Source organism: Pseudoalteromonas luteoviolacea, assembly GCF_021654285.1.
Classification (GTDB): Bacteria; Pseudomonadota; Gammaproteobacteria; order Enterobacterales; family Alteromonadaceae; genus Pseudoalteromonas; species Pseudoalteromonas luteoviolacea_J.
Genome location: NZ_JAKFZS010000017.1, coordinates 22,778 through 47,256, shown reverse-complemented (window position 1 = coordinate 47,256; position 24,479 = coordinate 22,778). Strand labels below are relative to the sequence as shown.

The 24,479-nt window shown below is 43.1% G+C and carries 22 protein-coding genes; 15 read left to right on the top strand and 7 right to left on the bottom strand.

Annotated elements, in window-relative coordinates; translation table 11 throughout:
* Positions 1 to 65 precede the first annotated feature (65 nt).
* The gene (locus tag L1077_RS16500) at positions 66 to 1,079 is read left to right on the top strand and encodes a site-2 protease family protein (RefSeq protein WP_237138063.1); all 1,014 of its coding nucleotides are present in this window, start codon (positions 66 to 68) and stop codon (positions 1,077 to 1,079) included.
* Here L1077_RS16500 and L1077_RS16495 read toward each other — a convergent pair.
* Positions 1,076 to 2,389, bottom strand: a complete 1,314-nt coding sequence (locus L1077_RS16495) for a short-chain fatty acid transporter (protein WP_237138062.1) — start codon at positions 2,387 to 2,389, stop codon at positions 1,076 to 1,078. The two genes, L1077_RS16500 and L1077_RS16495, sit on opposite strands and share 4 nt — an antisense overlap.
* 299 nt (positions 2,390 to 2,688) lie before the next feature.
* Between L1077_RS16495 and L1077_RS16490 the strand changes: the two genes are divergently transcribed.
* Together L1077_RS16490 and L1077_RS16485 are read left to right on the top strand one after the other, a co-directional pair.
* Positions 2,689 to 2,913, top strand: a complete 225-nt coding sequence (locus L1077_RS16490; RefSeq protein WP_237138061.1) for a hypothetical protein — start codon at positions 2,689 to 2,691, stop codon at positions 2,911 to 2,913.
* Between the two features lie 239 nt (positions 2,914 to 3,152).
* Entirely contained in the window at positions 3,153 to 4,418 is a 1,266-nt protein-coding gene (locus L1077_RS16485) for a hypothetical protein (protein ID WP_237138060.1), read from the top strand.
* Between the two features lie 100 nt (positions 4,419 to 4,518).
* Here the strand turns inward: L1077_RS16485 and L1077_RS16480 are convergent, their stop codons facing one another.
* Positions 4,519 to 5,427 (bottom strand): AEC family transporter, encoded by a 909-nt coding sequence (locus L1077_RS16480; RefSeq protein WP_237138059.1) that lies wholly within the window; start codon positions 5,425 to 5,427, stop codon positions 4,519 to 4,521.
* A gap of 153 nt (positions 5,428 to 5,580) precedes the next feature.
* Between L1077_RS16480 and L1077_RS16475 the strand changes: the two genes are divergently transcribed.
* Positions 5,581 to 5,952, top strand: a complete 372-nt coding sequence (locus L1077_RS16475; protein WP_237138058.1) for a YacL family protein — start codon at positions 5,581 to 5,583, stop codon at positions 5,950 to 5,952.
* A gap of 7 nt (positions 5,953 to 5,959) precedes the next feature.
* Here the strand turns inward: L1077_RS16475 and L1077_RS16470 are convergent, their stop codons facing one another.
* Positions 5,960 to 6,676: a 2OG-Fe(II) oxygenase gene (locus L1077_RS16470; protein ID WP_237138057.1), complete on the bottom strand. Its 717-nt coding sequence runs from the start codon at positions 6,674 to 6,676 to the stop codon at positions 5,960 to 5,962.
* A gap of 29 nt (positions 6,677 to 6,705) precedes the next feature.
* Between L1077_RS16470 and L1077_RS16465 the strand changes: the two genes are divergently transcribed.
* On the top strand, positions 6,706 to 7,095 hold the full coding sequence (locus L1077_RS16465; protein ID WP_237138054.1) for an acyl-CoA thioesterase: 390 nt from the start codon (positions 6,706 to 6,708) through the stop codon (positions 7,093 to 7,095).
* A 40-nt stretch (positions 7,096 to 7,135) separates the two neighbouring features.
* On the opposite strand, the gene L1077_RS16460 is transcribed toward L1077_RS16465, so the two are convergent.
* Positions 7,136 to 8,185 carry a hypothetical protein gene (locus L1077_RS16460; protein WP_237138052.1) on the bottom strand — a complete coding sequence of 350 codons (1,050 nt, stop codon included), beginning with the start codon at positions 8,183 to 8,185 and terminating at the stop codon, positions 7,136 to 7,138.
* Positions 8,186 to 8,255: 70 nt separating this feature from the next.
* Entirely contained in the window at positions 8,256 to 11,075 is a 2,820-nt protein-coding gene (gene uvrA / locus L1077_RS16455; protein ID WP_237138050.1) for an excinuclease ABC subunit UvrA, read from the bottom strand.
* Between the two features lie 419 nt (positions 11,076 to 11,494).
* Here uvrA and L1077_RS16450 point away from each other — a divergent pair, with 419 nt between their 5' ends.
* The 3 genes from L1077_RS16450 to ssb all read left to right on the top strand — a co-directional run bounded on the left by L1077_RS16450 (position 11,495) and on the right by ssb (position 14,380).
* A complete protein-coding gene (locus L1077_RS16450; protein WP_063361358.1) occupies positions 11,495 to 12,184 on the top strand; it encodes a substrate-binding periplasmic protein in 690 nt (229 codons plus the stop codon).
* A 52-nt stretch (positions 12,185 to 12,236) separates the two neighbouring features.
* Positions 12,237 to 13,604, top strand: a complete 1,368-nt coding sequence (locus tag L1077_RS16445; protein ID WP_237138048.1) for an MFS transporter — start codon at positions 12,237 to 12,239, stop codon at positions 13,602 to 13,604.
* Positions 13,605 to 13,711: 107 nt separating this feature from the next.
* Positions 13,712 to 14,380 (top strand): single-stranded DNA-binding protein, encoded by a 669-nt coding sequence (gene ssb / locus L1077_RS16440; protein ID WP_237138046.1) that lies wholly within the window; start codon positions 13,712 to 13,714, stop codon positions 14,378 to 14,380.
* A gap of 308 nt (positions 14,381 to 14,688) precedes the next feature.
* Here the strand turns inward: ssb and L1077_RS16435 are convergent, their stop codons facing one another.
* Positions 14,689 to 14,835, bottom strand: a complete 147-nt coding sequence (locus L1077_RS16435; RefSeq protein WP_237138044.1) for a hypothetical protein — start codon at positions 14,833 to 14,835, stop codon at positions 14,689 to 14,691.
* A gap of 358 nt (positions 14,836 to 15,193) precedes the next feature.
* On the opposite strand from L1077_RS16435, the gene L1077_RS16430 reads away from it, so the two are divergent.
* Positions 15,194 to 16,840, top strand: a complete 1,647-nt coding sequence (locus L1077_RS16430) for an EAL domain-containing protein (RefSeq protein ID WP_237138042.1) — start codon at positions 15,194 to 15,196, stop codon at positions 16,838 to 16,840.
* Here the strand turns inward: L1077_RS16430 and L1077_RS16425 are convergent.
* Entirely contained in the window at positions 16,832 to 17,734 is a 903-nt protein-coding gene (locus L1077_RS16425) for a 1-aminocyclopropane-1-carboxylate deaminase/D-cysteine desulfhydrase (protein ID WP_237138040.1), read from the bottom strand. The two genes, L1077_RS16430 and L1077_RS16425, sit on opposite strands and share 9 nt — an antisense overlap.
* A 211-nt stretch (positions 17,735 to 17,945) precedes the next feature.
* On the opposite strand from L1077_RS16425, the gene L1077_RS16420 reads away from it, so the two are divergent.
* The 6 genes from L1077_RS16420 (at position 17,946) to rng (ending at position 24,477) form a co-directional block, all read left to right on the top strand.
* On the top strand, positions 17,946 to 19,958 hold the full coding sequence (locus tag L1077_RS16420; protein ID WP_237138037.1) for an SUMF1/EgtB/PvdO family nonheme iron enzyme: 2,013 nt from the start codon (positions 17,946 to 17,948) through the stop codon (positions 19,956 to 19,958).
* A 124-nt stretch (positions 19,959 to 20,082) separates the two neighbouring features.
* Positions 20,083 to 21,126 (top strand): rod shape-determining protein, encoded by a 1,044-nt coding sequence (locus tag L1077_RS16415; protein WP_010376642.1) that lies wholly within the window; start codon positions 20,083 to 20,085, stop codon positions 21,124 to 21,126.
* Positions 21,126 to 21,968, top strand: coding sequence for a rod shape-determining protein MreC (mreC, locus tag L1077_RS16410; RefSeq protein ID WP_237138035.1), 843 nt, complete (start codon positions 21,126 to 21,128; stop codon positions 21,966 to 21,968). Before L1077_RS16415 ends, mreC begins: the two co-directional genes overlap by 1 nt.
* Positions 21,958 to 22,434, top strand: coding sequence for a rod shape-determining protein MreD (mreD, locus tag L1077_RS16405; RefSeq protein ID WP_063361365.1), 477 nt, complete (start codon positions 21,958 to 21,960; stop codon positions 22,432 to 22,434). The genes mreC and mreD overlap by 11 nt, the downstream gene beginning before the upstream one ends.
* Positions 22,434 to 23,012 carry a Maf family protein gene (locus tag L1077_RS16400; protein ID WP_237138033.1) on the top strand — a complete coding sequence of 193 codons (579 nt, stop codon included), beginning with the start codon at positions 22,434 to 22,436 and terminating at the stop codon, positions 23,010 to 23,012. Before mreD ends, L1077_RS16400 begins: the two co-directional genes overlap by 1 nt.
* The gene (gene rng, locus L1077_RS16395; protein WP_237138030.1) at positions 23,005 to 24,477 is read left to right on the top strand and encodes a ribonuclease G; all 1,473 of its coding nucleotides are present in this window, start codon (positions 23,005 to 23,007) and stop codon (positions 24,475 to 24,477) included. The genes L1077_RS16400 and rng overlap by 8 nt, the downstream gene beginning before the upstream one ends.
* Positions 24,478 to 24,479 lie beyond the last annotated feature (2 nt).

Here is a 24,479-nt window from a genome sequence, read left to right as displayed (position 1 = left end):
ATCTCTCTTCAATAGACACTGCGAATTAGTGATAATAGGAAAAATTTCACAGTGTAGTGAGCGTGATGACAAGAATTGAACTTCCTATCGGAAGCATGATGGTATCGGTGATGATACATCAGCACAAAGTAATACAAGTGTATAAAGAGCAGCAGTCAGTGCCCATAGAAGAGCATGGAGCGCACCAGCTTAGGGTTGAATTAGATGGGCATGAACTACAACTGGATACGTCTGAGTTAAATACCAATTCGCTGGCTATATCGGTTGATAACGCGCCTTGGCAATGGGTAGAGGTGCCACTTGCGACAGCGCAGCAGCGTGGCAATTGGCTCGGTTTAGCTGCGCTGGGATTTAAATTATTTAAAAGTGCCAAAGTGATAAAAGCGGCACTGCTCGGCGCGTCAGTCGCGGGTTATGCATGGTTGTTCTCTTGGCAGTTTGCGTTAATGCTGGTGGCCTGTTTAGTGGTGCATGAATATGGCCATGTCAGAGCAATGAAATACTTTGGACTTAAAACCAAAGGCTTCTATTTGATCCCGTTTGTCGGTGGCTTAGCCATGAGTGAAGACAAGATGACTACGCGCTGGCAAGACGTGATCATTTCTTTGATGGGGCCTGCTTTTGGCCTCTTTACCTCTGTGCTGGGTGTGGTTTTATACTATGTAACTGGTGCAGAGATCTTTGCTGGGGTCGCGGTGTTAAGTGCGTTACTTAACCTATTTAATTTACTTCCGATTTTGCCACTCGATGGGGGGCATGTATTAAAAAGCATCAGTTTTTCGATGCGCTCTTGGATGGGGTTATTAGCCTGTTTAAGCGGGTTGGCATTGGGGTTATGGATAAGTTATGAGTTTGGTTTAATGCTGCTGGCGTTTTTTATTTTTATCGGTAGTGTTGAGATTTTATTAGAATGGCGCAGTAGGCATCACACGCATTTATTGCCCCTCGATAGATATGGTCAAATTATATCCGCAGCACTTTATGTCTTGGTCGCTGTTGGTCATATTGCTGTGATGTGGCACTTTGCAGACTCAGATAATGTGATCCTGAGCCTGCCAGTTAAAGTGTTATCCAGCTAAACGAAAGTCAAAACCGCGGCGATAATAACGCCTGTTACAACCAGTTGTAACAGGCAAAACCCCATAATATCTCGCGCCTTTAATCCTGCTATGGCAAGCACAGGTAATGCCCAAAATGGCTGGATCAGGTTAGTCCACGCATCTCCCCACGCCACTGCCATGGCAACACGCGCAATATCAGCTTCTAAAGCTTGCGCAGCAGGAATGACGATGGGCGCTTGAACAGCCCACTGTCCGCCGCCAGAAGGAACAAAGATATTGACTAATCCTGCACTTAAAAAGCTCCAAAATGGCAAGCTTTGTGCACTGCTGATAGATACAAACCCCGCTGAAATCTGCTCTGCAAGACCAGTTTTAACCATAATGGCCATAATGCCAGCATAAAATGGGAATTGGATCACAATACCTGCACCGCCTTTGATGGCTTCTTGTAACGCATTGAGGGTGTTTGCAGCTGAGCCATGTAAGAGGATCGCCAGAAATAAAAACAGTGCGATGATGATATTAAGGTTTAGTCCGCCATTTTCCACTATAAAGAAGTGGCCTAAATAGCCACAACCAATGAGCCCTATGATCCCGCCAAGTAACGGACTATGCTCTAAGCGCTCAGCTGGGGTTAAATTAGTTTTAGTCGATGATTGAAGTGCTGAGTGTAGCTTTACCTTATCGATAAATATTTGCTCTTTTTTAGGCGGTAACATGGCGCGGTTTAACAAGGGTAATATAATCAACATGACTGCGAGCAAGATGAGGTTAAAGTACGAAAAAATCGTTTGTTCGGTGGTTAAAATGCCAATTTGAGATTGGGCAAAATGTCCCTCGGAAGCAACTGTTAAGGGCACGGAGCCTGCAAGTCCGCCATGCCAAACGATAAACCCTGAATAGGCGCTGGCGACGAGGACACGATAATCGACCTCAATCTGGCGAGCCAGTGCTTTGGCAAATAGCGCGCCGACGACGAGTCCAAACCCCCAATTGAGCCAGCTTGCGAACATTGATACAACAGTGACAAGCAAGATGGCTTGGCCTGGTGACTTTGCACATTGCGCTAATTTGGAGAGGAGTTTGCCGCATAGCGGTGTATTAGCAAGCATAAAGCCTGCGATTAATACCAAGAGCATTTGCATGGCGAAGGTGAGCAAATTCCAAAGTCCAGTTCCCCAGATTTCAATAACCTCACTGGGCGCAGCTGGGGTGAAAAGTGTTGCCATTAGCATCACCAATAGGGTAAGGATGATGACAAATACAAAGGGATCTGGCAGATAGCGTTCAACGACATTGCTCAGTGGTCGGGTGATCTTATTTAGCATGTGAAAAATCCTGTTTTTATTATTCGACCTATAAAGTGCTTTGCTGCATAGTTGGCGTGCTAAGCTAATATGGTCATATTTGATAATATAACTAACGAAATCACTAATAGTTAGTGTTTTAGACTAAATAAAGTCAGCTAATCTTATTTTTAAATATTTAAGCTATTGATATAATTGAATTAATAAATTTGGCACGTATTGTGGTTAATATTGTTTATAGTGAATGAAGCATGGAGCTTCTGTAAACTCTGTCACAATGTAATGTTATTGGAATAAACATACAACAAAGAGAGGTATTTATGGCAGGACAAGGTTCTGGCGGTAATGTTATTGCAGCAATATGTAATATATTTTTTCCTGGTTTAGGTCAGTTAGTTCAAGGCCGCATTTTGGCTGCGCTTATTTTTGCGATTATTACTTTTGGTGGCTATGCGCTATGGTTTTTAGTGGTGCCAGCAATTATCGCAGCGGTTGTTCATCTATGGGCAATCATCGATGCTGCTAAGTACTCTTCTAGAGATTAAGGTCTAGCAATTGTAAATATATAGTAATTGGGCTCAGTACTTTTCATTTCACTGAGCTCGGGATTACATTTTATATCCTTTTTATCATCTCGATTTTTACTGATTAATTTGACTATTTTATTGAACGTTTAGCTTTAACTTTCTTTACAAAAACGTGTTATTAAATCAACATTTACTGTTGTTGATTTGGGAACTATGTCATACCATGCCCCGGAATTTTCATTAATTGGGAACTTTCAATGTCTTTAAAAATTGAAAAACAGGTCATGATGACTAAAAAATTCGCATTAAGTGCAGCAATTGCTCTTTCTCTTAGTGCATGTGGCGGTGGATCAGGTGGAGAGGATAACACCTCGCCAGCTGCAACTGAACAAACAACAATCACTTATCACGCACTGCCTAGTTTTATCAATGTAAGTGAAGGCGAGCAAGTGCGCTTGTCACTTAATACAAAAGGAAGTGGTGCATCTGATTTAAAGTTTGATTGGCAAGTCACTTTTAACAATCAACCTTTGACTATCACAGGGCAGGGCTCTGATACCATTTCTTTCACAGCTCCTGAAGTAGATAACTTTCAAACCATTCAGGTAAGAGTGTCATTGTCGGATGAGAGTGCTGCCAATACATTTGGCTTTCGAGATCAGTCCTTATCGGTTAACGTTGCTGATCAAACCCCTTCTGAACCGACTGTGGCTCCGTCAAGTGAGCTGGGTAATGCTGTAACAGAAGTTGATATGTCAGCGATGCTGGCAGGTAGTACTTGGATAGAGACACAAACCTTATATATCAAAGAAGCGCAGCAAGATAATACGCATACAGCCATTAATACAAAGCTTACTCGTTCTTTTATAATAGAGTCAGTTGATCAAAATAATCAGACGATTCAACCCAATTACTGCGGGTTTGAGGAAATCACTGCCGTTGATCTCACTTCTATATTGACAAATTTAAGTTGTGATTCAGGTAATCGTACACGTCAATACTTCCAAAAAGAGGGTAGCTTCTCTGTTGTTGAAAAGTGTGATGACACTGTAATTGGTCAAAGCACATTTAAGCAAAAGAGTACTGAGTCTGTTACCAACTTTGGTAATCTAACGATCAATTTTGATAATTACCCTAAACTTGAGAATAGTGCATGTGGTGCCATCGTTTCCACTGTCGTTGAATCAATAAGTCAAGATAATGAAGTAACAGCCACAGCTGAGGGGACTGCATTTCGTTTAATTACTGAATATGAAGGTAATAACTTTGAAGTCTTTTTTAACTTTGAAGGGACGACTGATGACTTCCTTGTTCCATTAGGCGGTGTTGTTGCTGGTGGAAATACTGCTTCTGTTCAATCGGGTAGTTATGAAGAGCTTAATAAAGAAGCTTCGCGCGGTATGTTAACGTTTGACTTCGATAATACGCCATTAAATGTTAAAGGCACATTCGATTTAACTTTACCAAGCTCTACGATTGTGAGTGAAAAGCTTGAAGGTGAATTCGAGCTTATACTGGAATAAGTGTGTTATAGCTACTCGAAAGGGGAGTATTGACACCTATATTCAGCTTTAGAGTCTAAGGGTTGCAAAGAGCACATTTGCAACCTTTGTTTTAAAAGTACTACAGAACAAGCCAATAAAGCCAAAAGCTCATAGTTAAAGGGCTTAATAACGTGGACATGACAACGCTACTGGCTAGTGTTGCTTGCGCACAGGCTTGTTGCCTAGCCACAAGGTAAGCATTGACGCCAAGCGGAGATGCGGCCATTAAAGTGAGCACTGAGATCTGCATCGTCGGTAACGCGAGCCCAGAAGCAAATCCCCAGACCATAGCAGGTAAAAGCAGCAGTTTTACAAGGCTTAAAATGAGTGCACTCTGCCATGCTTGTTGCAGTGAATATTGCACCAAACTTACCCCCAGAACAAACAGCGCGCCTGCAATGGCAGGTTTGGCTAGCCAATCCAATCCAGAGAGCATTAATTTAGGAATAGAAAGCTCAAGTGCATTTAGCAATAACCCAAGACTAATACTCAGTACAATGGGGTTGATGAATAAAGGCTTGAAGGTACCGATGAGGGACTGCTTCACCGTACTCGAAAATAAAAAGCTGAGTGCAAACAACAAAGCGCTGTGAAAGGTGATGATCATAAACACCATAGCACCTGCATCAGTGCCAAGCGCTGCAATAATAACGGGTAACCCAACCAGTACAGTATTTGAGTAGGTGCCGCTTAATCCCCACATGGCCGCTTCATTCAGTGCACTTTTATGTGTCACCCATTTTGCAAATAGCACTAAGAAGTAACAGGTTGCGACAGGGAAGTAAAAAGCCAGCAATAGTTTTGCAGATGCCACTTTTGATAGATCTGCTTGGTACATATTAAGAAATAAAAAAACGGGGATCGCCAAGTAAAATATAAAGCGTCTGAGCCCTTCAAGCTGGTTGGTGGCTATAAAACCGGTTTTACCGCATACAAACCCCGCAAGGACTAAAAATATTAGGGGGAATAGAATTTCAACAGGGGTCATAGCAAAACGGTGCGAGTGAATTAGAGGTGCATTATACGAGCATGCAGGATTTTTTCATGACTTTATTACGGACTTTTTAGTGTGTCATTCCCTTGCCCATTTGAGGTTATTCCGCGATATAATAAAACACTGTCCAGTGTGAGTACGAGTAGTATGGAATATCAGTTTATTAGAGATCCAATCACGGGTTATCGTGTGCGAATGTCACAGGAACATGCGTTAGTTGGGCGCTGGCTCAATGAAGAGCTGGCGATTTCCGATGTAAAGTCCTTTGTTGATCAAATGAAAAGTATCGTCAGTAGTCAGGATGAGATCCGTATAGAAGGACGTGAAGTTCGTTTGATCTTATCTAAAGACGAAGCCCTGTTTGAAGCGCACTCTTTATATCAAAATGATGTTGATTTATCTCGATATGAGGATGACTTCTTAGAGCTAGACGAAGATGGGCTTGTTGCAGGATGCGGTTTTGAAGACTTTCAAGCCCTGATGCTAGATTGGCAAGCATTTACACAGGGCCGAAGATAAGTCTTTATTAAGCGGTGGCGTTTTGCGGTGGTGCACCGTATAGGCGCTCAGCTCTTTGAAATAACACCCAAGAGGTTAAGATATATTTGTCATTGGACAAAGGCATATTGCCTCTGTGGGTATGCGTGAAGTAACTCGGTGCAATCACCATACTGCCTTGCTTAGGGGCAAGCTTTTTATTTTGATAGAAAAACTCGGTTTCTCCGCCATCTTCCACATCATTAAGGTAAAACATAAATAACAGTACGCGGTGTAGTGCTTCATTATGATGGAGCTGTGGGTAAACCTCGCTGTGCCAATATGGGTAGCCGCCTTTGTTAACCGGATATTTTTGTGCCTGAATGGGCCCTAATCTAAATAGCTGTTGCGTCAAAATAGGCAGCTGCGGTTTACCGATTTCTTCGAAGTTATCCATAGTTAGGTTGACTGGTTGGCCTGTTTGCGGGTGATAGACATTCAAGCCAAATGCACCAAGCATCATAAAAAAGTGCTCTTCTATATACTCAAATAAATATTTTGAGGTGGCTTGTTCAATTTCGCGCAGTTGACTCTGATATTCAGGGTGATTATTGAGATACAAATCTTGGCTGACTTTTTTGCTGAGATCGACGCCGCCAGACGTTTGTCCTTGAGCTAAATGTGGACTTTCATCAAAGGTTTGCATAAATTTGTTGCAAAACTCTGCACTGAGTGCATTGTCATAAACGCGAATAAAATCAGTCATCTCAATCCTCAAAGGTTATTAGAATTATTATGCTTACAGAAAAAATCATGCCACGCTTTAGTGAAACCGATGTGCTTGGCCATATAAACAATACCGTACTCCCTGTGTGGTTTGAAGCTGCTAGAGCACCTATTTTCAAAATATTTACACCTGATTTAAATCCACATAACTGGAAACTGATTGTCGCCAAGGTAGAAGTTATCTTCAAAGGAGAGCTTTTTTATGGTCAAGAAGTGGAAGTCAAAACCATGATTGAAAAGCTGGGAAATAGCTCTTTTGTGATTTTGCAGCAAGCTTGGCAGCACGGTGAATGCTGCGCAGAAGGGCGAACAGTTATGGTGCGATATGATTTTGCAAGCAAGTCTTCTGAGCTTTTAAGTGATGCTGAGCGCGAGGCATTGTCAGCATATATTTTGTAAAGTGGTCGTGTGGCGCTGTATAAACAGCGCCATCTAAGGGTTACTTGGTGGTAATGTGTGTTTTAAATTGATGCCCCAGCGCTGCAGAAATACAAGGAAGCACATCGTATTGGTAGCTCGATAAGGTATTGGCATCATCTAATTTGGTGATTTGCAATATCTCATAATCATTTAGCTCTATGATGCGTGCCCCTGGTGCATGCTCACAGCGCGAATGAGAGTCTGCTTCATATTCATAAATAAAATGCGCCAATATACGTTTTAAATGGGTTTCGTATTTCACCGTGTTTTCACTGACGGTTGAGATCCTCACTTTAAACGCTTCAAAGTCAGGATCTTCCTCAACGTTTTCTCCAGGCTCAACTTTTAAGAGATTAACTGCATTGGTTTGCGGAGTTTCATTATTTGACATTGCAACAGTAACTGGTTGATTACTAATGATTTCAAACCACCCTCTGAGAAATTGGTTTACACCGCCAGACAAACCTGTGTGTGACAATAGATTAGCGACTTGAACAAGAATAAATAAGCTAAAAATAAAGCGTAATAGCCCAGTGGTGACAGGGAATTTGTAATCGATAGGTTGCCAAATACGATGCAGGCCAAATGGCCTCAATAATATCAGTGCTAACAAATATAACGGCTGAATAATTTGCAACAGCAACAGCAATACGATGGTGGTGAGAAAAAACCAGGTTGGCAATGAGAGCAGTACACTGAGGTTGTGACTGTAGGGCAGGGGATCTGAACTGACACCCGTAATGTCATTGATCATGCCTGCGGCTTGCACTAATGCATAGTTAGCGATAAAGGCATAAAAGAGTAAAATAATCGCTTTACCTGGCAAGCTCTCCCAAAATACTAAAAATTTTGGCCAAAACTCGTAGATCATGGCACATAGTACCAGTACTGCTACCAAGTTAAACCAGCCAGTATTGTCTTGATTAGCAAAAATAATGGCGTAGATACTGATAAATAGGGACGAGAAGTAAAGTCTTTGCGGTGTATTCAGTGAGTGCCAAAAACGTTCAAACGGGGCACTGATCTTTTTAGCTGTTTGCTTAACTGTGGTCCATGCGGGGTGATTCATTGTTATTTTAATTCCCTACTGTTTAAAACTCAGTTGCAGTGGTAAATGTATTACCACTGCAACTGGATAGTTATAACATAGGGCTAAGATAACGACCAGTGTGTGATTGCGGGTGTTGGGCGACGTCTTCAGGCGTGCCTGATACTAAAATTTGCCCGCCACCTGAACCACCCTCAGGGCCAAGATCGACAATCCAGTCTGCAGTTTTAATCACATCTAAATTATGCTCGATGACGACCACGGTATTGCCATGATCGCGTAAACGGTGCAGGACGACCAATAATTGTTGAATATCATGGAAGTGCAAACCTGTAGTTGGCTCATCAAGAATATATAGGGTTTTACCTGTATCACGCTTCGAAAGCTCTCTAGCCAACTTAACTCGCTGAGCTTCACCACCTGAGAGCGTTGTTGCAGCTTGACCAAGTCGGATATAAGACAAGCCAACATCCATCAATGTTTGCAGCTTGCGTTTAATCGCTGGGATCTTATCAAAGAACTCTCGTGCATCTTCCACCGTCATCTCGAGTACTTCATGAATGTTTTTACCTTTATAAAGTACCTCAAGTGTTTCACGATTGTAGCGTTTGCCTGTACATACATCACAAGGGACATATACATCCGGTAAAAAGTGCATTTCAACTTTTAATACGCCGTCGCCCTGACAGGCTTCACAGCGTCCGCCTTTTACATTGAAGCTAAAGCGTCCAACTTTGTAGCCGCGAGAGCGTGCCTCTTGCGTACCTGCAAACAATTCTCGGATCGCGGTGAAGATCCCAGTATATGTTGCTGGGTTAGAACGTGGTGTGCGGCCAATAGGGCTTTGATCAATGTCGATGACTTTATCGAAATGATCCAAGCCTTGAATGTCTTTATGCGGTGCAGGCTCGGACACGGTGGCACCGTTTAATGCGCGATGTGCAAGTTTGTAAAGGGTGTCGTTGATCAGTGTTGATTTACCTGAACCAGATACTCCTGTGACACACGTCATCAAACCGAATGGGATCTTCAGATCGACATTTTTTAAATTATTCCCTGTGGCTCCAAAGAGCTCTAACCATTTTTCGTTTGGTTGGTGGCGCTCCTGTGGCACAACAATTTGCTTGGTACCCGCCAAGTATTGACCTGTTAACGAGTCTTTGTTTGCAATGATGTCATCACGAGAGCCTTCGGCAACCACATGGCCGCCATGTACACCAGCACCTGGACCAATATCGATGATGTGATCAGCTGCGCGAATGGCATCTTCGTCATGTTCAACTACGATAACTGTATTACCCAAATCACGAAGGTGTGTAAGTGTACTAAGGAGTCTGTCGTTATCTCTTTGATGTAAGCCAATTGAAGGCTCATCGAGGACATACATGACGCCAACTAAACCCGCACCAATTTGACTTGCCAGTCTGATCCTTTGAGCTTCACCCCCTGATAGCGTATCGGCACTACGTTCGAGTGAGAGGTAGTTCAGACCCACATTAATCAAAAATGACAGTCTGTCACGGATCTCTTTGAGTACCTTTTCTGCGATTTGTGCTTTTTGACCTGACAAAGTGAGATCTTCAAAGAACTGACATGCTTCGCCAATGCTCATGGTGGTCACGACCGGTAGATTGGTATCACCAATAAATACATGTCTCGCTTCTTCTCTCAGTCGCGAGCCACTACAGCTAGGGCAGGCTTGGCTGGTTTGGTATTTAGCAAGTTCTTCACGTACTGAGGTAGATTCAGTTTCGTGATAACGGCGATTCATATTATTTAAAACGCCTTCAAACTCATGGTTACGAGTAATTAGGTCCCCGCGATCATTTCGGTAACTAAATGCGATCTTCGTTTTGCCTGAGCCTTCTAACACAACTTTTTGTGCGGATGCAGGGAGCTCACCAAACGGAATGTCTAAATCGAATCCGTAATGTTGCGCAACCGACGTCAGCATTTGAAAGTAGTAGAAGCTGCGTTTATCCCAGCCCTTGATCGCGCCACCTGCAAGACTAAGCTCAGGGTTTTGCACGACGCGATTGGGATCAAAATATTGTCGTACACCTAGGCCATCACAGCTTTGGCACGCGCCTGCTGGGTTGTTAAATGAAAACAGCCGAGGTTCTAACTCGGTCATGGCATAGCCACAGGTTGGGCAGGCAAAGTTGGCAGAAAAAATTAAATCTTCTGCATCCGGGTCATCCATACTGGCGATTTGCGCAATACCATCTGCCAATTCAAGAGCTGTTTCAAAGGACTCGGCTAATCGCTGCTGTAGACCGTCTTTTACTTTAAAGCGGTCAACGACGACTTCAATAGTATGTTTTTTGTGGAGTTCCAATGTGGGTGGATCAGAGAGATCGCATACCTCTCCATCAATACGCGCTCGAATAAAGCCTTGGCTGGCAAGTTGCTCTAGCAGTTTAACGTGCTCACCTTTGCGGTTTTTCACCACAGGTGCGAGCAACATAAGTTTACTGCCCTCTGGCTGAGCAAGTGCGGTATCTACCATCTGGCTGACTGTTTGCGCTTTAAGTGGCAGATCATGTGTTGGACAGCGCGGCTCACCGACTCGGGCGAATAACAGTCTTAGATAGTCGTAGATCTCAGTAATAGTACCGACTGTTGAGCGCGGGTTGTGCGACGTAGACTTTTGCTCGATGGAGATAGCCGGAGAAAGTCCTTCGATGTGATCGACATCGGGCTTTTCCATCAAGGATAAAAACTGTCTTGCATAAGCGGAAAGAGACTCGACATAGCGTCTTTGGCCTTCGGCGTATAACGTATCGAAAGCAAGAGAAGATTTTCCTGAACCAGACAGTCCAGTAATAACAATTAACTTGTCTCTTGGGATAGTTAAAGAGATGTCTTTGAGGTTGTGCGTACGCGCACCTCTTACTTCTATTTTATCCATAGTGGCCTTATGTGAATCTCATGTGCTTGCAACCATTATTTGATACGTATATCCCGATTTATGGTGTTTGCTATTTCACCGTTGTGAAATGAGTGTTCTTTGATACGTACTTAATTAACCTAGGTGATCACGCTTAGGGTTTGCAAACTAAATTATGGGTAGCTGTATACACATACAGTATACTAAAAGCTGCGGTTATTCCACCCTTGATACGTGCTAAGCCATGTACTGGCTCACTCGTTTAGGTTGATTGCAAGAATAGACGGAATAAGCGCGCATGTTAGCGCATCCGACATACAAAATTAAGCTTTTGCAAAAATAAACAACTAAACTTATTTTTGAATATCACTTACTGAGTGGTGCAAGTGCGTTTTTTGCTTTTGAGTCTTTTTTTTCTACCGCCTTTGTGGGCATGCGAAATGACGGTGCGATTTGAAAATTACGCCGCGCAATCTCGTTTGGATGAAGAAAAGGGCTGGCACGGAATGGATGTTGATTTTGCCAAAGCCTTGTTGGATGAAGCTGGGTGCAGTTATAAGTTTGTCAGTATTCCCTGGGGACGTTCATTGAAAATGCTCGAAGCAGGTAATATTGACTTAGTACTCAGCGTTACCCGTACCCAAGAGCGTACAGAATTTGCTTATTTTGTGGGTCCTCAGCGTATGGAAACCATCGTGTTCGCAATGAATGCAGAGCGCTTGTTTGACGTTGATAGCATGGATGATTTGTTTTCTCTACCCGTTCCTGTCGCGATACAGCAAGGCGCTTTTTACGGGCGCACTTTTACCGAACGGTATAGCAAACGGTTAGGCGATGAAACCCAATTTATCTTTGTTCCTGATAATCAAACTAAACTCAGTTTACTCAAACATGGGCGTATTGCTGGCTTTTTAGAAGAAAAGTTTAATATTATTTTTCAGTCAACCAATCACCCTGATTTTATGACCATAAAAATCGCACCGCTGGTGGTGAATCAATCACCGGTCTATTTTGCATTTAGTAAAAAAAGTGTGTCTGACAAGCAACTAGAACACTTGGTAAGCGCGTATAACAGATTGAATAAAACTGGGCGGTTTAGTGAAATATTAAAAAAATATCAGTTGGACTGAGTTTTTGCTAAACTGGCTCGCGATTTTTTACTGTTTGACTTTACATTACTTTATGTCCAATCAATCTTTGAACCAAATTGAAAAACGCGCCGCTTTTTCACTGGCGGGAGTCTTTGCTTTTCGCATGCTCGGCTTGTTTATGCTGATGCCAGTATTGGCTATTTATAGTGATTCATTCGAAGATGTTTCGCCTCTTTGGATTGGACTGGCTATTGGTGCGTATGGTTTGACACAGGCGCTTTTACAGATCCCAATGGGGTGGCTGTCAGATAAATTTGGCCGCAAGCCAATCATTATTGGCGGTCTCGTGGTATTTGCAATTGGCTCTGTCATTGCTGCAACTGCGGAATCTATTTACTGGGTGACAGCGGGTCGCGCGCTTCAGGGGATGGGTGCTATTGCCAGCGCTTTGCTTGCCCTTGCATCTGATTTGAGTCGAGATGAACAACGGCCCAAAGTGATGGCGGTGATCGGCATGTGTATAGGTTTGAGTTTCGCTGTGGCCATGTTAGTCGGCCCAATGGTTGCCGCTGCTTTTGGTATTGCTGGGGTCTTCTGGCTGACCGCGATATTGGCTGTGGTCGGCATTTTAATTGTCTTGTTTGTGGTGCCTAATGCGGTACACAAAGCACCTAAAGGCGACACGGTCGCGTCATTGGTCGATATTAAAAATCTGGTTAAGCACCCGCAATTACTACGTTTAGATCTTGGTGTATTAATGTTGCACCTGACCCTGACTACATTATTTGTTGTCTTGCCTGCGAAATTGATTGATGACGGGCTAGATGCACAATCTCATTGGCAAATATATATTCCGGTATTGATACTAGCGTTTGTTTTGATGGCGCCAATGATGATAATCGCAATCAAAAAACAAAAAGAAAAACAGGTGTTTTTAGGCGCTGTTGCCATGTTGAGTGTCAGCACTTTATTACTGGTATGGTTGTCTGATTCGTTGTGGGGCATTGCACTGTCAATGACCTTGTATTTTATTGCCTTTAATTTCTTAGAAGCGACCATGCCAGCACTGGTCTCTCGGATCTCACCTGCAAACCAAAAGGGTTCTGCAATGGGGGTGTTTTCCTCTGGGCAATTTTTAGGTGCCTTTTTAGGTGGCGTATTGGGAGGCTACCTAGCGCAGCACTATGAGACGCAAACTGTATTTGCTGCGGCAGCAGGAATTGGGTTAATATGGCTGGCTATTGCATGGCGCATGCAAGTCCCTCCACGTAGTAAAGCCCTGAGCTTTGTAACAGAACTCGATAAACCTCAGCATGCACAAACACTTGCTGAAAAACTGGTCACATTACCGGGCGTGTTAGAGGCGACTGTAGTCAGTGAAGAAAATCGCGCTTATTTAAAAGTGGATGAAAGTAAATTTGATTTAAACCAAGCGAAGCAAATTTTATATTCTTCATAACGAGTAACGAGGTGTGATGAGAAGTCGAATTCGAAGCGCAATCGGTATACAATCGTTATAGAGAGTAAAATTAAGCAATGCTTGTAATTGTGTGAGGAGAGGGTGCCATGGCACGCGGTGTGAATAAAGTAATCTTGGTAGGTAACCTAGGCCAAGATCCTGAAGTTCGATATATGCCTAACGGCAACGGTGTAGCGAACATTAGTATTGCAACCACAGATAGTTGGAAAGACAAAAACACAGGTCAGCTGCAAGAGCGTACTGAGTGGCACCGAGTTGTGTTATTCGGTAAATTAGCTGAAGTGGCTGGTGAATACTTACGTAAGGGCTCACAAGTATATATTGAAGGTCGTTTGCAAACGCGTAAGTGGACCGATCAAAGTGGTCAAGACAAGTATACAACTGAGATTGTCGTAGACATGGGCGGTCAAATGCAAATGCTTGGTGGCCGCAATGAACAAGGTGGTCAATATCAATCTGGCGGTAACCAAGGTGGTTACGGGCAGCAGCAAGGTGGTGGTTTTGCGCCTCAGCAAAATAATCAGCAGCAATATGGTCAACAGCCTGCAGCACAGCAGGGCGGTTTTGCACCACAGCAGCAAACGCCTCAGCAAAGTGCGCCTCAGCCGCAAAATAATAACTTTGGCGGTGGACAATCTCAAAGTGCACCTGCGCAGGGTGGGCAGCCTCAAGGCGGCTTTGCACCACAGCAGCAAGGTAGTGCCTCTAATCCAATGGAGCCACCAATTGACTTTGACGACGATATTCCGTTCTAACCAAAGACAAATATAAAGTTATTTGACACTGAAAAGCCGCTAAATAGCGGCTTTTTTAATGTTATTAGAAGGGTCATGGTGAAGCGGCTAGTTAATAAGGCGAGTTTAAAGCTTTCAACATGAGATTGAAGGGCTGAGCTTTACAAATTAAAGGTGGAGAAATCAAAGTAACTGGTTGCTCAATAGGTTTCTTTCGATGGTAGCGTAACTTTAAAAGGAGGTTGGTATTAATTTTAAAAATCAATCACGCCTTGCTATAGAGCGTCCACAGCGCTATTTAGCGCTTTGTGTATTGTGTCCTTGTATTGTCACTTAAAATAGCGTTTTCTCACCCACCTCGCTGAGTTGTGGCCTCTCCCTGCTAATACTTCACTATACGCTTCATCTTCAAGGTGAATTAATGCAGGCATGATCATTTGTTCGAATTCATCTAAGAATTTATTTTTGTCAGACATTGTATGTCGCTTTTAAATATAGTTTTGTATTTTTACTACATTGCGATGCCTAAGCCATAACTAGCTCTGTATAAGCATATATAGGAAACGAAAATACGGGACGCGAGCATTTGTACACAGGAAAAAGCTTTGAAACTCAGGCTAAAATTGTGGTCCAGCTTGGATTTGGTCTGTCAAAAGTTATGGCGCTCAGAAGTAGAAAGCTTTTTCATTGTCTTTGTGCTACCTGTTTCTTTTATTATCCTAAAAAATAATACATTCAAGATCAGCAGCTTTTGGGAATCTTAATTAGGTTGCCTTGAGTTTTGGAATAGATTGAACAAAACTTTAAGCAGATCCCTTGATGGCAGCCTGTATTATGTTTCACTTCGCGCTAACTAAACACATCGCTAAACGTGAGTACGTGTTTTTGGTTGCTTGGAGTATTCTGCTCTTAGTGAGCAATTTAGTTTTAATACAATCAATCAGTACTTGGATTGATGAAGAGTCGCAGCGTTTAGATGCGCAGTTATCTTATTACATAGTTCCTATTCCTCCTCAAGAACTCGGCAAGTTGGCTAATCAACATGGCTTTAGCGTATTTCCTAGCAATGATGCTTTTATTTCCTGGTTTTCATCCCCGCATCATTTTAAGGTCGGCGAGCACTCGATGAGCATGTATCCCTCACCGTTGATAAATAAAGGACTGATGTGGTTTATTTGGGTCAATACGTTCATTTTTGGAGCCGGGGCGTTATTTGGCACTATCTATTTGAACAAGCGTAAACGTCATGTAGAACGTCGTAAGGTAAGCAAGCAGCTCACACACAGAACACGCAAAGATAATGGGGAAAGTTTGGTAAATATACCTGTGACAACGGAGCAGCAGGTGACGATGTTTGCAATGTTTAAATGGCGTTGTGAACTGCCGAAGCACATTGAACCACAGAGCCACTTTAGTGTCACTTTAGCGAAGTGTTTTAATAAGTACCAGTATTGTTCAGCCAAGTATTTATCGTCAGGCACCTTGACCGTTACACTCGGTACGTTAGGTAAAAATGAAGTTGAGCAAGCGATTAAGCGTTTACATGAAGTTGTATATCAAGCATTACTTGCCTTTCGCGGAGATTTGTCACGCAGTGCGGTTAAGTGCGGGGCATGTTTTTATGGTGAAAGTGCGGACCAAACGCAAGTGTATCAAATTGCCAGATCTTCTCTCAGTATTGCGCAAAACCATGTGTGGCAACATATACATATGCTGCCACTGAATCATACGTTAGCTGAGAGCTTACTGGATGCTGAAGTACATATTATGGAAGATATTCGCGCTGGGCGATTTGTACTTTTTTGTCAGCCTTTATTTGATTTCAAATCACAAGATGTGATCCAAAGTGAAGCGTTATTGCGTGTTCGGCATAAAACGTTAGGTTTGATCACCGCAGGGCAATTTATTCATAAAATACACCATAATGAACACTTAATTGAACTTGATAAGGCGATTGTGAGACAAGCACTTAAAGTACTATCTAAAGAGCCAAGAGGGTTTTCGGTGAGCGTTAATTTACATGTTGTGAACTGGTCTAATAGTGTATTTTTAAATTGGTTGATAGGCGCTTTGAAGGATTCTGGCCGTGCAAGTGATGTGACTCTGGAGCTGATGATAAGCGACTATTATCAGCATAAAGGTTATTTTGAGCAGTTTTTCTCATCACTGCTGCTGCTGGGTACCAATGTGGTGCTAGACCACGTGAATAAACCTTTAGATGTGATCCAATTACAAAGGTTGCATAATGTAACGGGGATCAAGTTGGCTTTTGAACTCATTCACGGTATTAATGGATGCGCGAAGCGGCGCGCAGTGGTGAAGCAGATAGTGGGTCAAGCCAAGAAGTTGCAAGTGCCGGTTTATGCGGTGGGTGTAGAAACACAAGATGAGTTTAACTGTATTAAACGCCTTGGTGTTGATGGTGCGCAAGGCTATTTCTTCAGTGCACCTCTACTGGAACTCGAAAATAGCTTAAATTAACTGCCGATAACGTAGGCCGTCTAGGCCCTGCAAGCCCCCCGAGTGTATGGCAACAATCCGACTATGTTTTGGAAAATGATCTTGCTCAATCAACTGCCAAAGTCCATACATCATTTTACCTGTATAGATGGGCTCTAGGGGCAAGTGATGGTCACGTCGCATTGTCTGGCAGAATTGCCAAAGCGCGTGTGAAAACTTACCATAACCACCTTCATGAAATTTCGTCAGTATTTGCCAATTTGTTTGAACCATTGCCTTTGGGTTTAGGTTCTCGACTTCCTCATTTAAATACTCCGCCCCTTTCAGTACTGCAAACCCCATAAGCTTTACGGAGGGGTCAAGTCCATCAAGTATACCGGCTAGCGTTCCACCGCTACCCACAGCGCAGCAAACATAGTCACTTTTAGGTAAAGAGCGTGCTAATTCTTCGCAGCCTTGCAAAGCAAATTGGTTGCTACCACCTTCAGGTATGATGAATGCATTGGGAAATCGTTTTTTGAGTCGTTCAAGGTAATCAGGATCATGACGTTGTCGATATTCAATTCGAGTGACAGGATGTAAGTTGACGTGACATGCTTTGGCAAAGCGGATAGTAGGATTTGCTGCATCAAGGTGTGGGCCTCTGACAATAATATCCGCAGGGATATTAAACAGCTTACTGGCCATGGCTGTTGCATATACGTGATTTGAGAAAGCGCCACCAAAGGTCACAAGAGAGCGGCATTGCTGGCGTTTAAGTTCTACAAGATTATATTTAAGCTTTCGCCACTTGTTTCCCTGTACAGTGGGATGGAGCAGATCATCTCTTTTTACCAGCAATTCAATTTTTTTGGCTGCTAATAAAGGATGTCGAATTGTCTGCAGAGGCGATTCTAAGTGGCTTGAAGTCTTCATTTGATTTTTGATTTATTTGTAAATAAACGCTTTGAGGTTATTATTTCATGAAAATGTGCTCAGAACACTGGTAAGTACGTGACTAATAGTTGTAAACTCAGATATTAATTGTGCAAGGCTTGTGTTTTACTTCGTAAGTACATAGCATTGAGCATTAAAACATCAAAAATAACAAAGACCAAAACAACTGCCGCTGTTGGGAATGGAATATATGCGAATTGCTCCTTTATCTCTTTTTGTCTCTGCCGCCTTATTGTCTGTAAGTGTTTGGGCACAAGATACTGCGACTGTGACAGCTATCGAGTCAGAGCGCTCCGAAAAACAGGCTGAGTTAGATAGATATACTCAGATTTTAGACAAGCACGTGGCTGAAGAAGCCCGTTTACAATCACAACTTGAATTGTTGAGGACAAACTCAACAGAGTTGGATAAAGAAAAAAATCAGGCACTCGATGCCATGAATGATTTATATCGTCGATTGATTGACGATCCTTCTATTGATATTTCATCTGCGCAGATGAGATACCAGCAGTCTGTTGCTGATCATAAATCAAATAAAGAAGATATAGCGATGCAGTTAGCGGCCATAGCATCGCACCGCAAAGACATAGAGCAAATTCGCGTTAGTAAACATACCCTAGTCAATACGCTTGCAAGCTTAAAAGATCAATTAAGTACAGCGCGAGTGGAGCGGCTTCGTAACGAGTTTACTCGTGAAGGCACATTAGAGGTTGAACACACCATCAATTGTAAGCGTACAGAAACGCTTGCCGCGTGTGAGCAAAGGGGTCAGCAATTAGGTCTACAAAAAGCAACTAAGCGTTTTATCGATCAGATATTTGCAAACCTAACAGAGCAACGCATTGTAGAGCCTAAGAGACACTTAGCTGGTGCACAAGTGCAAGTCGTGAGCAGTCATGTGATTGGCAGTGCGTTCAGCGGTCAAGGTAATTACAGCGTCAATTTAAGTGTGACGATGCGCGGTGACGTCAATAATAGTCGCCTTTGTGGCTTGTTAGCGCTGGATAATCGCTTTTGTAGCGAGTACGGTACGCCGCTATCTGTAGGGTATCAAGCAAGTTACCCAACGACGTTCAGTGACAGTCAGCTTACTTTTAAAGATGAGCTCGACAAGCCTGAACCAAGTGTGCCAAGTGTCACCGCACTGCAACCACAGACAGAAGTTAAATCACAAATCATTCAACAAACACCTCAAGATAGACAAGTTGACCTAACTTTAAGATCTAATGTCTATGATGATGAAGTGTTTATTGATGGTGTAAGTTATGGCTCTACTAAACTGGTTGTCAGTGTACCTACAGGGTCCTATGACATTGAGATCCGTAAATTAGGCTATGAGTCATATAAAGCCAGAATTGACGTGAGGCGTGCTCGAACGATAAACGCCAAGCTAATAAAAAAGCCTGAGTCGATTGCTGCACCGACACCGAAAAGAGAGCAAGTTGAGCGTCCTAGCACTGTACAAAAATCAGTAACGCCTAACTTGGTTGAAAATAAAGTGGTGATTATTCCTGCAGGATCATTCCAAATGGGTGATTTAACCGGTAATGGACTTGCTAATGAGCGCCCAGTGGTAGAGAAAGTACTCAGTCACTCTTATGCGATGCAAAGCAATGAAGTGACGGTAGCGGAATACAGACAATTTATTGTTAGCACGGGCTATCAAACAGAGGCTGAAAAAGGCACTGGTTGTGCACATTACAAAAATGGCGAGCCTATTTGGGAAAGCGAATATAACTGGAGTAATCCAGGCTTTGAGCAAGCTGAAAATTTCCCCGTTGTCTGTGTAACCTATGAAGATGCTAAAGCATATGCAAATTGGTTATCTGCGGAGCAAGGCATACAATATCGTTTGCCAAATGAAGTAGAGTGGGAATATGCGGCCAGAGCCGGCACCAGCTCAGAATACCCTTGGGGCAATGAGATTGGTAGAGGGTTGGCAAATTGTGGATGGTGTGGCAGTGAGTGGTCAAATAAAAGTCCATCCCCAGTTGGTGAGTTTTCACCAAATAACTATGGTTTATATGATACCGTTGGCAATGTTTGGGAATGGACGCAAAAGCGTGCTTCTCAAGAAGATGTGACGGTTCGAGGCGGTGCATGGAACTTTGCGCCTAGCTTGGCTAGGGTATCAACACGCCTAGCGTTAGCACCTGATTTTAGAGCTAATTATATCGGTTTTAGATTAGTTCGTGAAAGATAAATAATGCGCCGAATAGGGCGCGTTCAGCTAAAGTGCAGTTAGCACTTTGTAGACTTAAATATTTTAGCCGCAGTGACAATTACTGCGGCTTAGTTAAAAGAATTCTTTAAGGTTACCCAGCCTCATGTTTAAAAAGCTACGTGGATTATTTTCAAATGACCTGTCTATTGACTTAGGCACGGCGAATACTCTGATTTATGTGAAAGAAGAAGGCATTGTATTGAACGAGCCTTCTGTTGTGGCAATTCGTCAAGAGCGAGCAGGTGGACCAAAAAGTGTTGCTTCTGTCGGCACAGCCGCAAAGCAGATGCTTGGTAGAACACCCGGCAATATCAAAGCGATAAGACCAATGAAAGATGGTGTTATTGCGGACTTCTATGTCACAGAAAAAATGCTTCAGCATTTTATCAAGCAAGTTCACAATAATAATTTTATGCGCCCAAGTCCGCGCGTATTAATTTGTGTACCGTGTGGTGCAACACAAGTTGAGAAGCGTGCGATCCGTGAGTCAGCCATGGGTGCTGGCGCGCGTGAAGTGTACTTGATTGAAGAGCCGATGGCCGCAGCAATTGGCGCCGGTTTGCCAGTGTCTGAAGCAACAGGCTCAATGGTTGTTGATATTGGCGGTGGTACAACTGAGGTAGCGATAATCTCGCTTAATGGTGTGGTTTATTCATCTTCTGTGCGTATCGGTGGTGACAAATTTGATGAAGCCATTATTAATTATGTAAGACGTAACTTTGGTAGTTTAATAGGCGAAGCAACCGCGGAGCACATCAAGCATGAAATCGGTTCTGCTTTTAAGAGTGAAACGCCAATTGAAATTGAAGTGCGCGGACGTAATTTAGCAGAAGGTGTTCCACGCTCATTTACGCTCAATTCACATGAGATTTTAGAAGCATTACAAGAGCCTCTGATGGGGATTGTCAGCGCCGTCATGGTTGCGTTAGAGCAGTCACCACCTGAGTTGGCATCGGATATTTCAGCACATGGCATGGTATTAACAGGCGGCGGTGCACTGCTGAAAGATTTAGACCGATTGCTGATGGAAGAAACGGGGATCCCTGTTGTTGTTGCTGATGATCCACTGACGTGTGTTGCGCGTGGTGGTGGTAAAGCGCTTGAGATGATTGATATGCATGGCGGCGATGTATTTAGTTACGACTGATGAATTTACTGTTTGGCCGAAGCATCTCTTTACAACTGCGACTTACTGTCGCAGTTGTGCTTAGTATTATCCTCATCATAGGTGATCGATATACCTCTGGCGGTACTTTTGTCAGAACGACACTCAATACACTAGTTAGTCCAGTTTTATATGCTGCAAACGTGCCATACGAATTATTTAATGTTGGTGCGCAAAGCTTGCATACACGAGACAGGCTGTTAGATGAAAATGAAACCCTGCGTGCCAAGCAACTTTTGCAAAGTGAGCAGCTTCAGCAATTCCAATTTTTATTAAAAGAAAATAATGAGCTGCGAGCGCTGTTAGGCGCTTCGTCACGGCAATCTCATAGCCGCCAAATCGCGCAAGTACTGTCGGTGCGTTCGAATCGATATAATCATCAGGTTGTTATTAATAAGGGCACGATAGATGGCGTATCTGAGGGACAAGCTGTTATTGATGAACTTGGATTAGTCGGTCAATTGACTCATGTCGGTACCACAACCTCCCGTGTATTGTTGATGACGGACACGACCCATGCGACCCCTGTTCGGATTTTACGTAATGATGTCAGTATGGTGGTCGAAGGGATAGGCAAGATCAATTTGGTGCAATTAGCTCATGTGTCACATAGTTTGGATATTCGTATCGGCGATATCTTAGTGACCTCAGGCCTTGGCAGCCGCTTTCCAGAAGGTTACCCAGTGGCAGTTGTCACTGAAATTGATAGAGATGAAGGGCTGCCTTTTGCAAAAGTTTATGCTGAACCTATCGCGCAGTTAGATAGGGTTCGACTGCTGGTTATTTTAGGGGAAAACGATACGGAGGTAAGTAATGAGCCGTAGCTTTTCTTTTATCACTTTTAGCGTGTTTCTTGCGCTTATTATGGCGTTGATGCCATTACCATTTTCTTTAGAACCTTTTAGGCCAGATTGGGTCCTATTAGTATTGATGTATTGGTCAATTGCGTTACCGCACAGGGTTAATATTGGCTGGGCATGGTGCACGGGTCTGATCATGGATTTGGCTGTCGGCTCTCCTTTGGGTGTTAACTCGTTGACTTACTCAGTGTGCATCTATATTACAGTCAGTAACTTCCAGAAGTTAAGAAACTTCTCCTTGTGGCAGCAAGCCATGTTGATAGGTTTGTTTTTAGCGCTGTATCACTTATTGCAGTTTTGGCTAAATCATTTCTTATTAGATATTTATTTTAATCCTGCATATTTATGGCCGGCTTTGGTTGGTATGTTGTGTTGGCCTTGGATCTTCCTATTGCTAAGGAAGTACCGTAGACATTTTAGGATCCGTTAATGACCGTAAAATTATATTTGGCTTCGGCATCCCCACGCCGCAAAGAGTTATTGAGCCAGCTTGGTTACGATTTTGAACAATTTTCTGTCGATGCGGATGAGCGAGCTTTGCCAAATGAAGCACCTGCAGCTTTAGTTGAGCGCTTGGCCAGATTAAAAGCGCAAAGTGGCGTTGGCATAGGTAGTGAGAACCGTCCTGTTTTAGGCAGTGATACGATTGTTGTCGCTGATGGAGAAGCGCTCGGTAAGCCTGTAAACAAAGACGATTTTATCTCTATGATGACTAAGCTATCAGGCAACACGCATCAAGTGATGACTGCGATTGCGCTGGCAGATAATCAGACAGTGATGAGTAAAACAGTCATCACAGAAGTGACTTTCAAAGTACTCTCAGCTGCGGAAATAGAACAATATTGGTCAAGCCAAGAGCCACAAGATAAAGCTGGTGGATATGGTATACAAGGTCTAGGTGGGCGATTTGTAACACAGCTTAAAGGTAGTTATTTTGCTGTAGTCGGACTACCTTTATATGAAACAGACGAATTAATTCAAGCATTTATGGCGGGTCGAGATGAGTAGCGAATTATTGATCAATGTAACACCAAGTGAAAGTCGAGTCGCACTCATTGAGAATGGTGTGCTGCAAGAAGTCCAAGTTGAGCGTGTCGGCAACTTAGGCATTGTTGGTAACATCTATTTAGGCAAGGTGAGCCGAGTGCTACCGGGTATGCAAGCCGCATTTGTCGATATTGGTCTCGAAAAAGCCGCTTTTCTACATGCTTCAGACATTGTCAGTAGTGCTTCTATTGAAGAAGCGGTTGATCATCAGCCAATTAAAAAAGTGCAGGATATTAGAGAGCTAGTCAAGCAAGGCCAGTTCATTATGGTACAGGTGGTGAAAGATCCGATCGGTACCAAAGGGGCGCGTTTAACCACGGACATTACCATCCCTTCTCGCTACTTAGTCTTTATGCCAGATGCAACGCACGTTGGTGTTAGTCAAAGAATTGAAACAGAAGAAGAGCGCGACCGTCTTAAACATATTGTTGCCCAGTATAATGATGAAAATGGTGGCTTTATTGTTCGCACTGCGGCTGAAGGCGCTGCGGAAGCTGAATTAAAGCATGATGCAGAATTTCTAAAAAAACTTTGGCAAAAAATTGTTAGCAAGCGAAGAAAGACCAGCAAAGCAAGTATCTTACATGAAGACTTGACGCTGGCGTTCCGTACTCTACGCGATTACGTTGGTGAAGACATGGAGCGTATTCGTGTTGATTCCAAATTAACGTATCAGCAATTGAAGACGTTTACAGAAGAGTTTGTTCCACAGCTATCTGAGACGTTGGAGTATTATCCTGGCGAGCGTCCGATCTTTGATCTTTTTGATGTTGAAACAGAGATACAAAAAGCACTACACCGTAAGGTTGAACTGAAATCAGGTGGTTATTTAATCATAGATCAAACAGAAGCCATGACGACCGTAGATGTGAATACAGGGGCGTTTGTTGGTCATAGAAACTTAGAAGAAACCATTTTCAATACCAATGTCGAGGCAACTTCTGCTATTGCGCGTCAGCTTAGGTTAAGGAATCTAGGCGGTATTATCATTATTGACTTTATTGATATGGTTTCAGATGAGCATAAACGCCGAGTATTACATTCACTCGAAGCGGCATTGGCAAAAGACCGCGCCAAAGCAAATATTAACGGGCTGTCAGCGCTTGGTTTAGTTGAAATGACGAGAAAGCGTACAAGAGAAAGTCTAGAGCACATTTTATGTGATGTATGTCCTTCTTGTTCTGGTCGAGGATCTTTGAAAACCGTAGAAACGGTTTGTTATGAGATATTGCGTGAAATTGTCCGAGTGAATCGTGCGTATGATGCGGATAAGTTCATGGTATATGCCTCTGCGGCTGTGAGTGAGGCGTTAGTGAATGATGAATATCATAATTTGGCCGAGCTGGAACTGTTTATCGGGAAGCAAGTGAGTATCCAAACTGAAAACTTGTACAGCCAAGAGCAGTTTGATGTGGTAATGATGTAGGC

Excerpts from the sequence above, each read along its gene's own strand:
- L1077_RS16430 (WP_237138042.1), top strand. The coding sequence starts at position 15,194 with ATGTTTCACTTCGCGCTAACTAAACACATCGCTAAACGTGAGTACGTG.
- L1077_RS16445 (WP_237138048.1), top strand. The coding sequence starts at position 12,237 with ATGTCCAATCAATCTTTGAACCAAATTGAAAAACGCGCCGCTTTTTCA.
- L1077_RS16495 (WP_237138062.1), bottom strand. The coding sequence starts at position 2,389 with ATGCTAAATAAGATCACCCGACCACTGAGCAATGTCGTTGAACGCTAT.
- L1077_RS16490 (WP_237138061.1), top strand. The coding sequence starts at position 2,689 with ATGGCAGGACAAGGTTCTGGCGGTAATGTTATTGCAGCAATATGTAAT.
- uvrA (WP_237138050.1), bottom strand. The coding sequence starts at position 11,075 with ATGGATAAAATAGAAGTAAGAGGTGCGCGTACGCACAACCTCAAAGAC.
- L1077_RS16460 (WP_237138052.1), bottom strand. The coding sequence starts at position 8,185 with ATGAATCACCCCGCATGGACCACAGTTAAGCAAACAGCTAAAAAGATC.
- rng (WP_237138030.1), top strand. The coding sequence starts at position 23,005 with ATGAGTAGCGAATTATTGATCAATGTAACACCAAGTGAAAGTCGAGTC.
- L1077_RS16465 (WP_237138054.1), top strand. The coding sequence starts at position 6,706 with ATGCTTACAGAAAAAATCATGCCACGCTTTAGTGAAACCGATGTGCTT.
- L1077_RS16480 (WP_237138059.1), bottom strand. The coding sequence starts at position 5,427 with ATGACCCCTGTTGAAATTCTATTCCCCCTAATATTTTTAGTCCTTGCG.
- mreD (WP_063361365.1), top strand. The coding sequence starts at position 21,958 with ATGAGCCGTAGCTTTTCTTTTATCACTTTTAGCGTGTTTCTTGCGCTT.
- L1077_RS16400 (WP_237138033.1), top strand. The coding sequence starts at position 22,434 with ATGACCGTAAAATTATATTTGGCTTCGGCATCCCCACGCCGCAAAGAG.
- L1077_RS16420 (WP_237138037.1), top strand. The coding sequence starts at position 17,946 with ATGCGAATTGCTCCTTTATCTCTTTTTGTCTCTGCCGCCTTATTGTCT.
- L1077_RS16475 (WP_237138058.1), top strand. The coding sequence starts at position 5,581 with ATGGAATATCAGTTTATTAGAGATCCAATCACGGGTTATCGTGTGCGA.
- L1077_RS16485 (WP_237138060.1), top strand. The coding sequence starts at position 3,153 with ATGTCTTTAAAAATTGAAAAACAGGTCATGATGACTAAAAAATTCGCA.
- L1077_RS16415 (WP_010376642.1), top strand. The coding sequence starts at position 20,083 with ATGTTTAAAAAGCTACGTGGATTATTTTCAAATGACCTGTCTATTGAC.
- L1077_RS16450 (WP_063361358.1), top strand. The coding sequence starts at position 11,495 with ATGACGGTGCGATTTGAAAATTACGCCGCGCAATCTCGTTTGGATGAA.
- ssb (WP_237138046.1), top strand. The coding sequence starts at position 13,712 with ATGGCACGCGGTGTGAATAAAGTAATCTTGGTAGGTAACCTAGGCCAA.
- L1077_RS16425 (WP_237138040.1), bottom strand. The coding sequence starts at position 17,734 with ATGAAGACTTCAAGCCACTTAGAATCGCCTCTGCAGACAATTCGACAT.
- L1077_RS16500 (WP_237138063.1), top strand. The coding sequence starts at position 66 with ATGACAAGAATTGAACTTCCTATCGGAAGCATGATGGTATCGGTGATG.
- L1077_RS16435 (WP_237138044.1), bottom strand. The coding sequence starts at position 14,835 with ATGTCTGACAAAAATAAATTCTTAGATGAATTCGAACAAATGATCATG.
- L1077_RS16470 (WP_237138057.1), bottom strand. The coding sequence starts at position 6,676 with ATGACTGATTTTATTCGCGTTTATGACAATGCACTCAGTGCAGAGTTT.
- mreC (WP_237138035.1), top strand. The coding sequence starts at position 21,126 with ATGAATTTACTGTTTGGCCGAAGCATCTCTTTACAACTGCGACTTACT.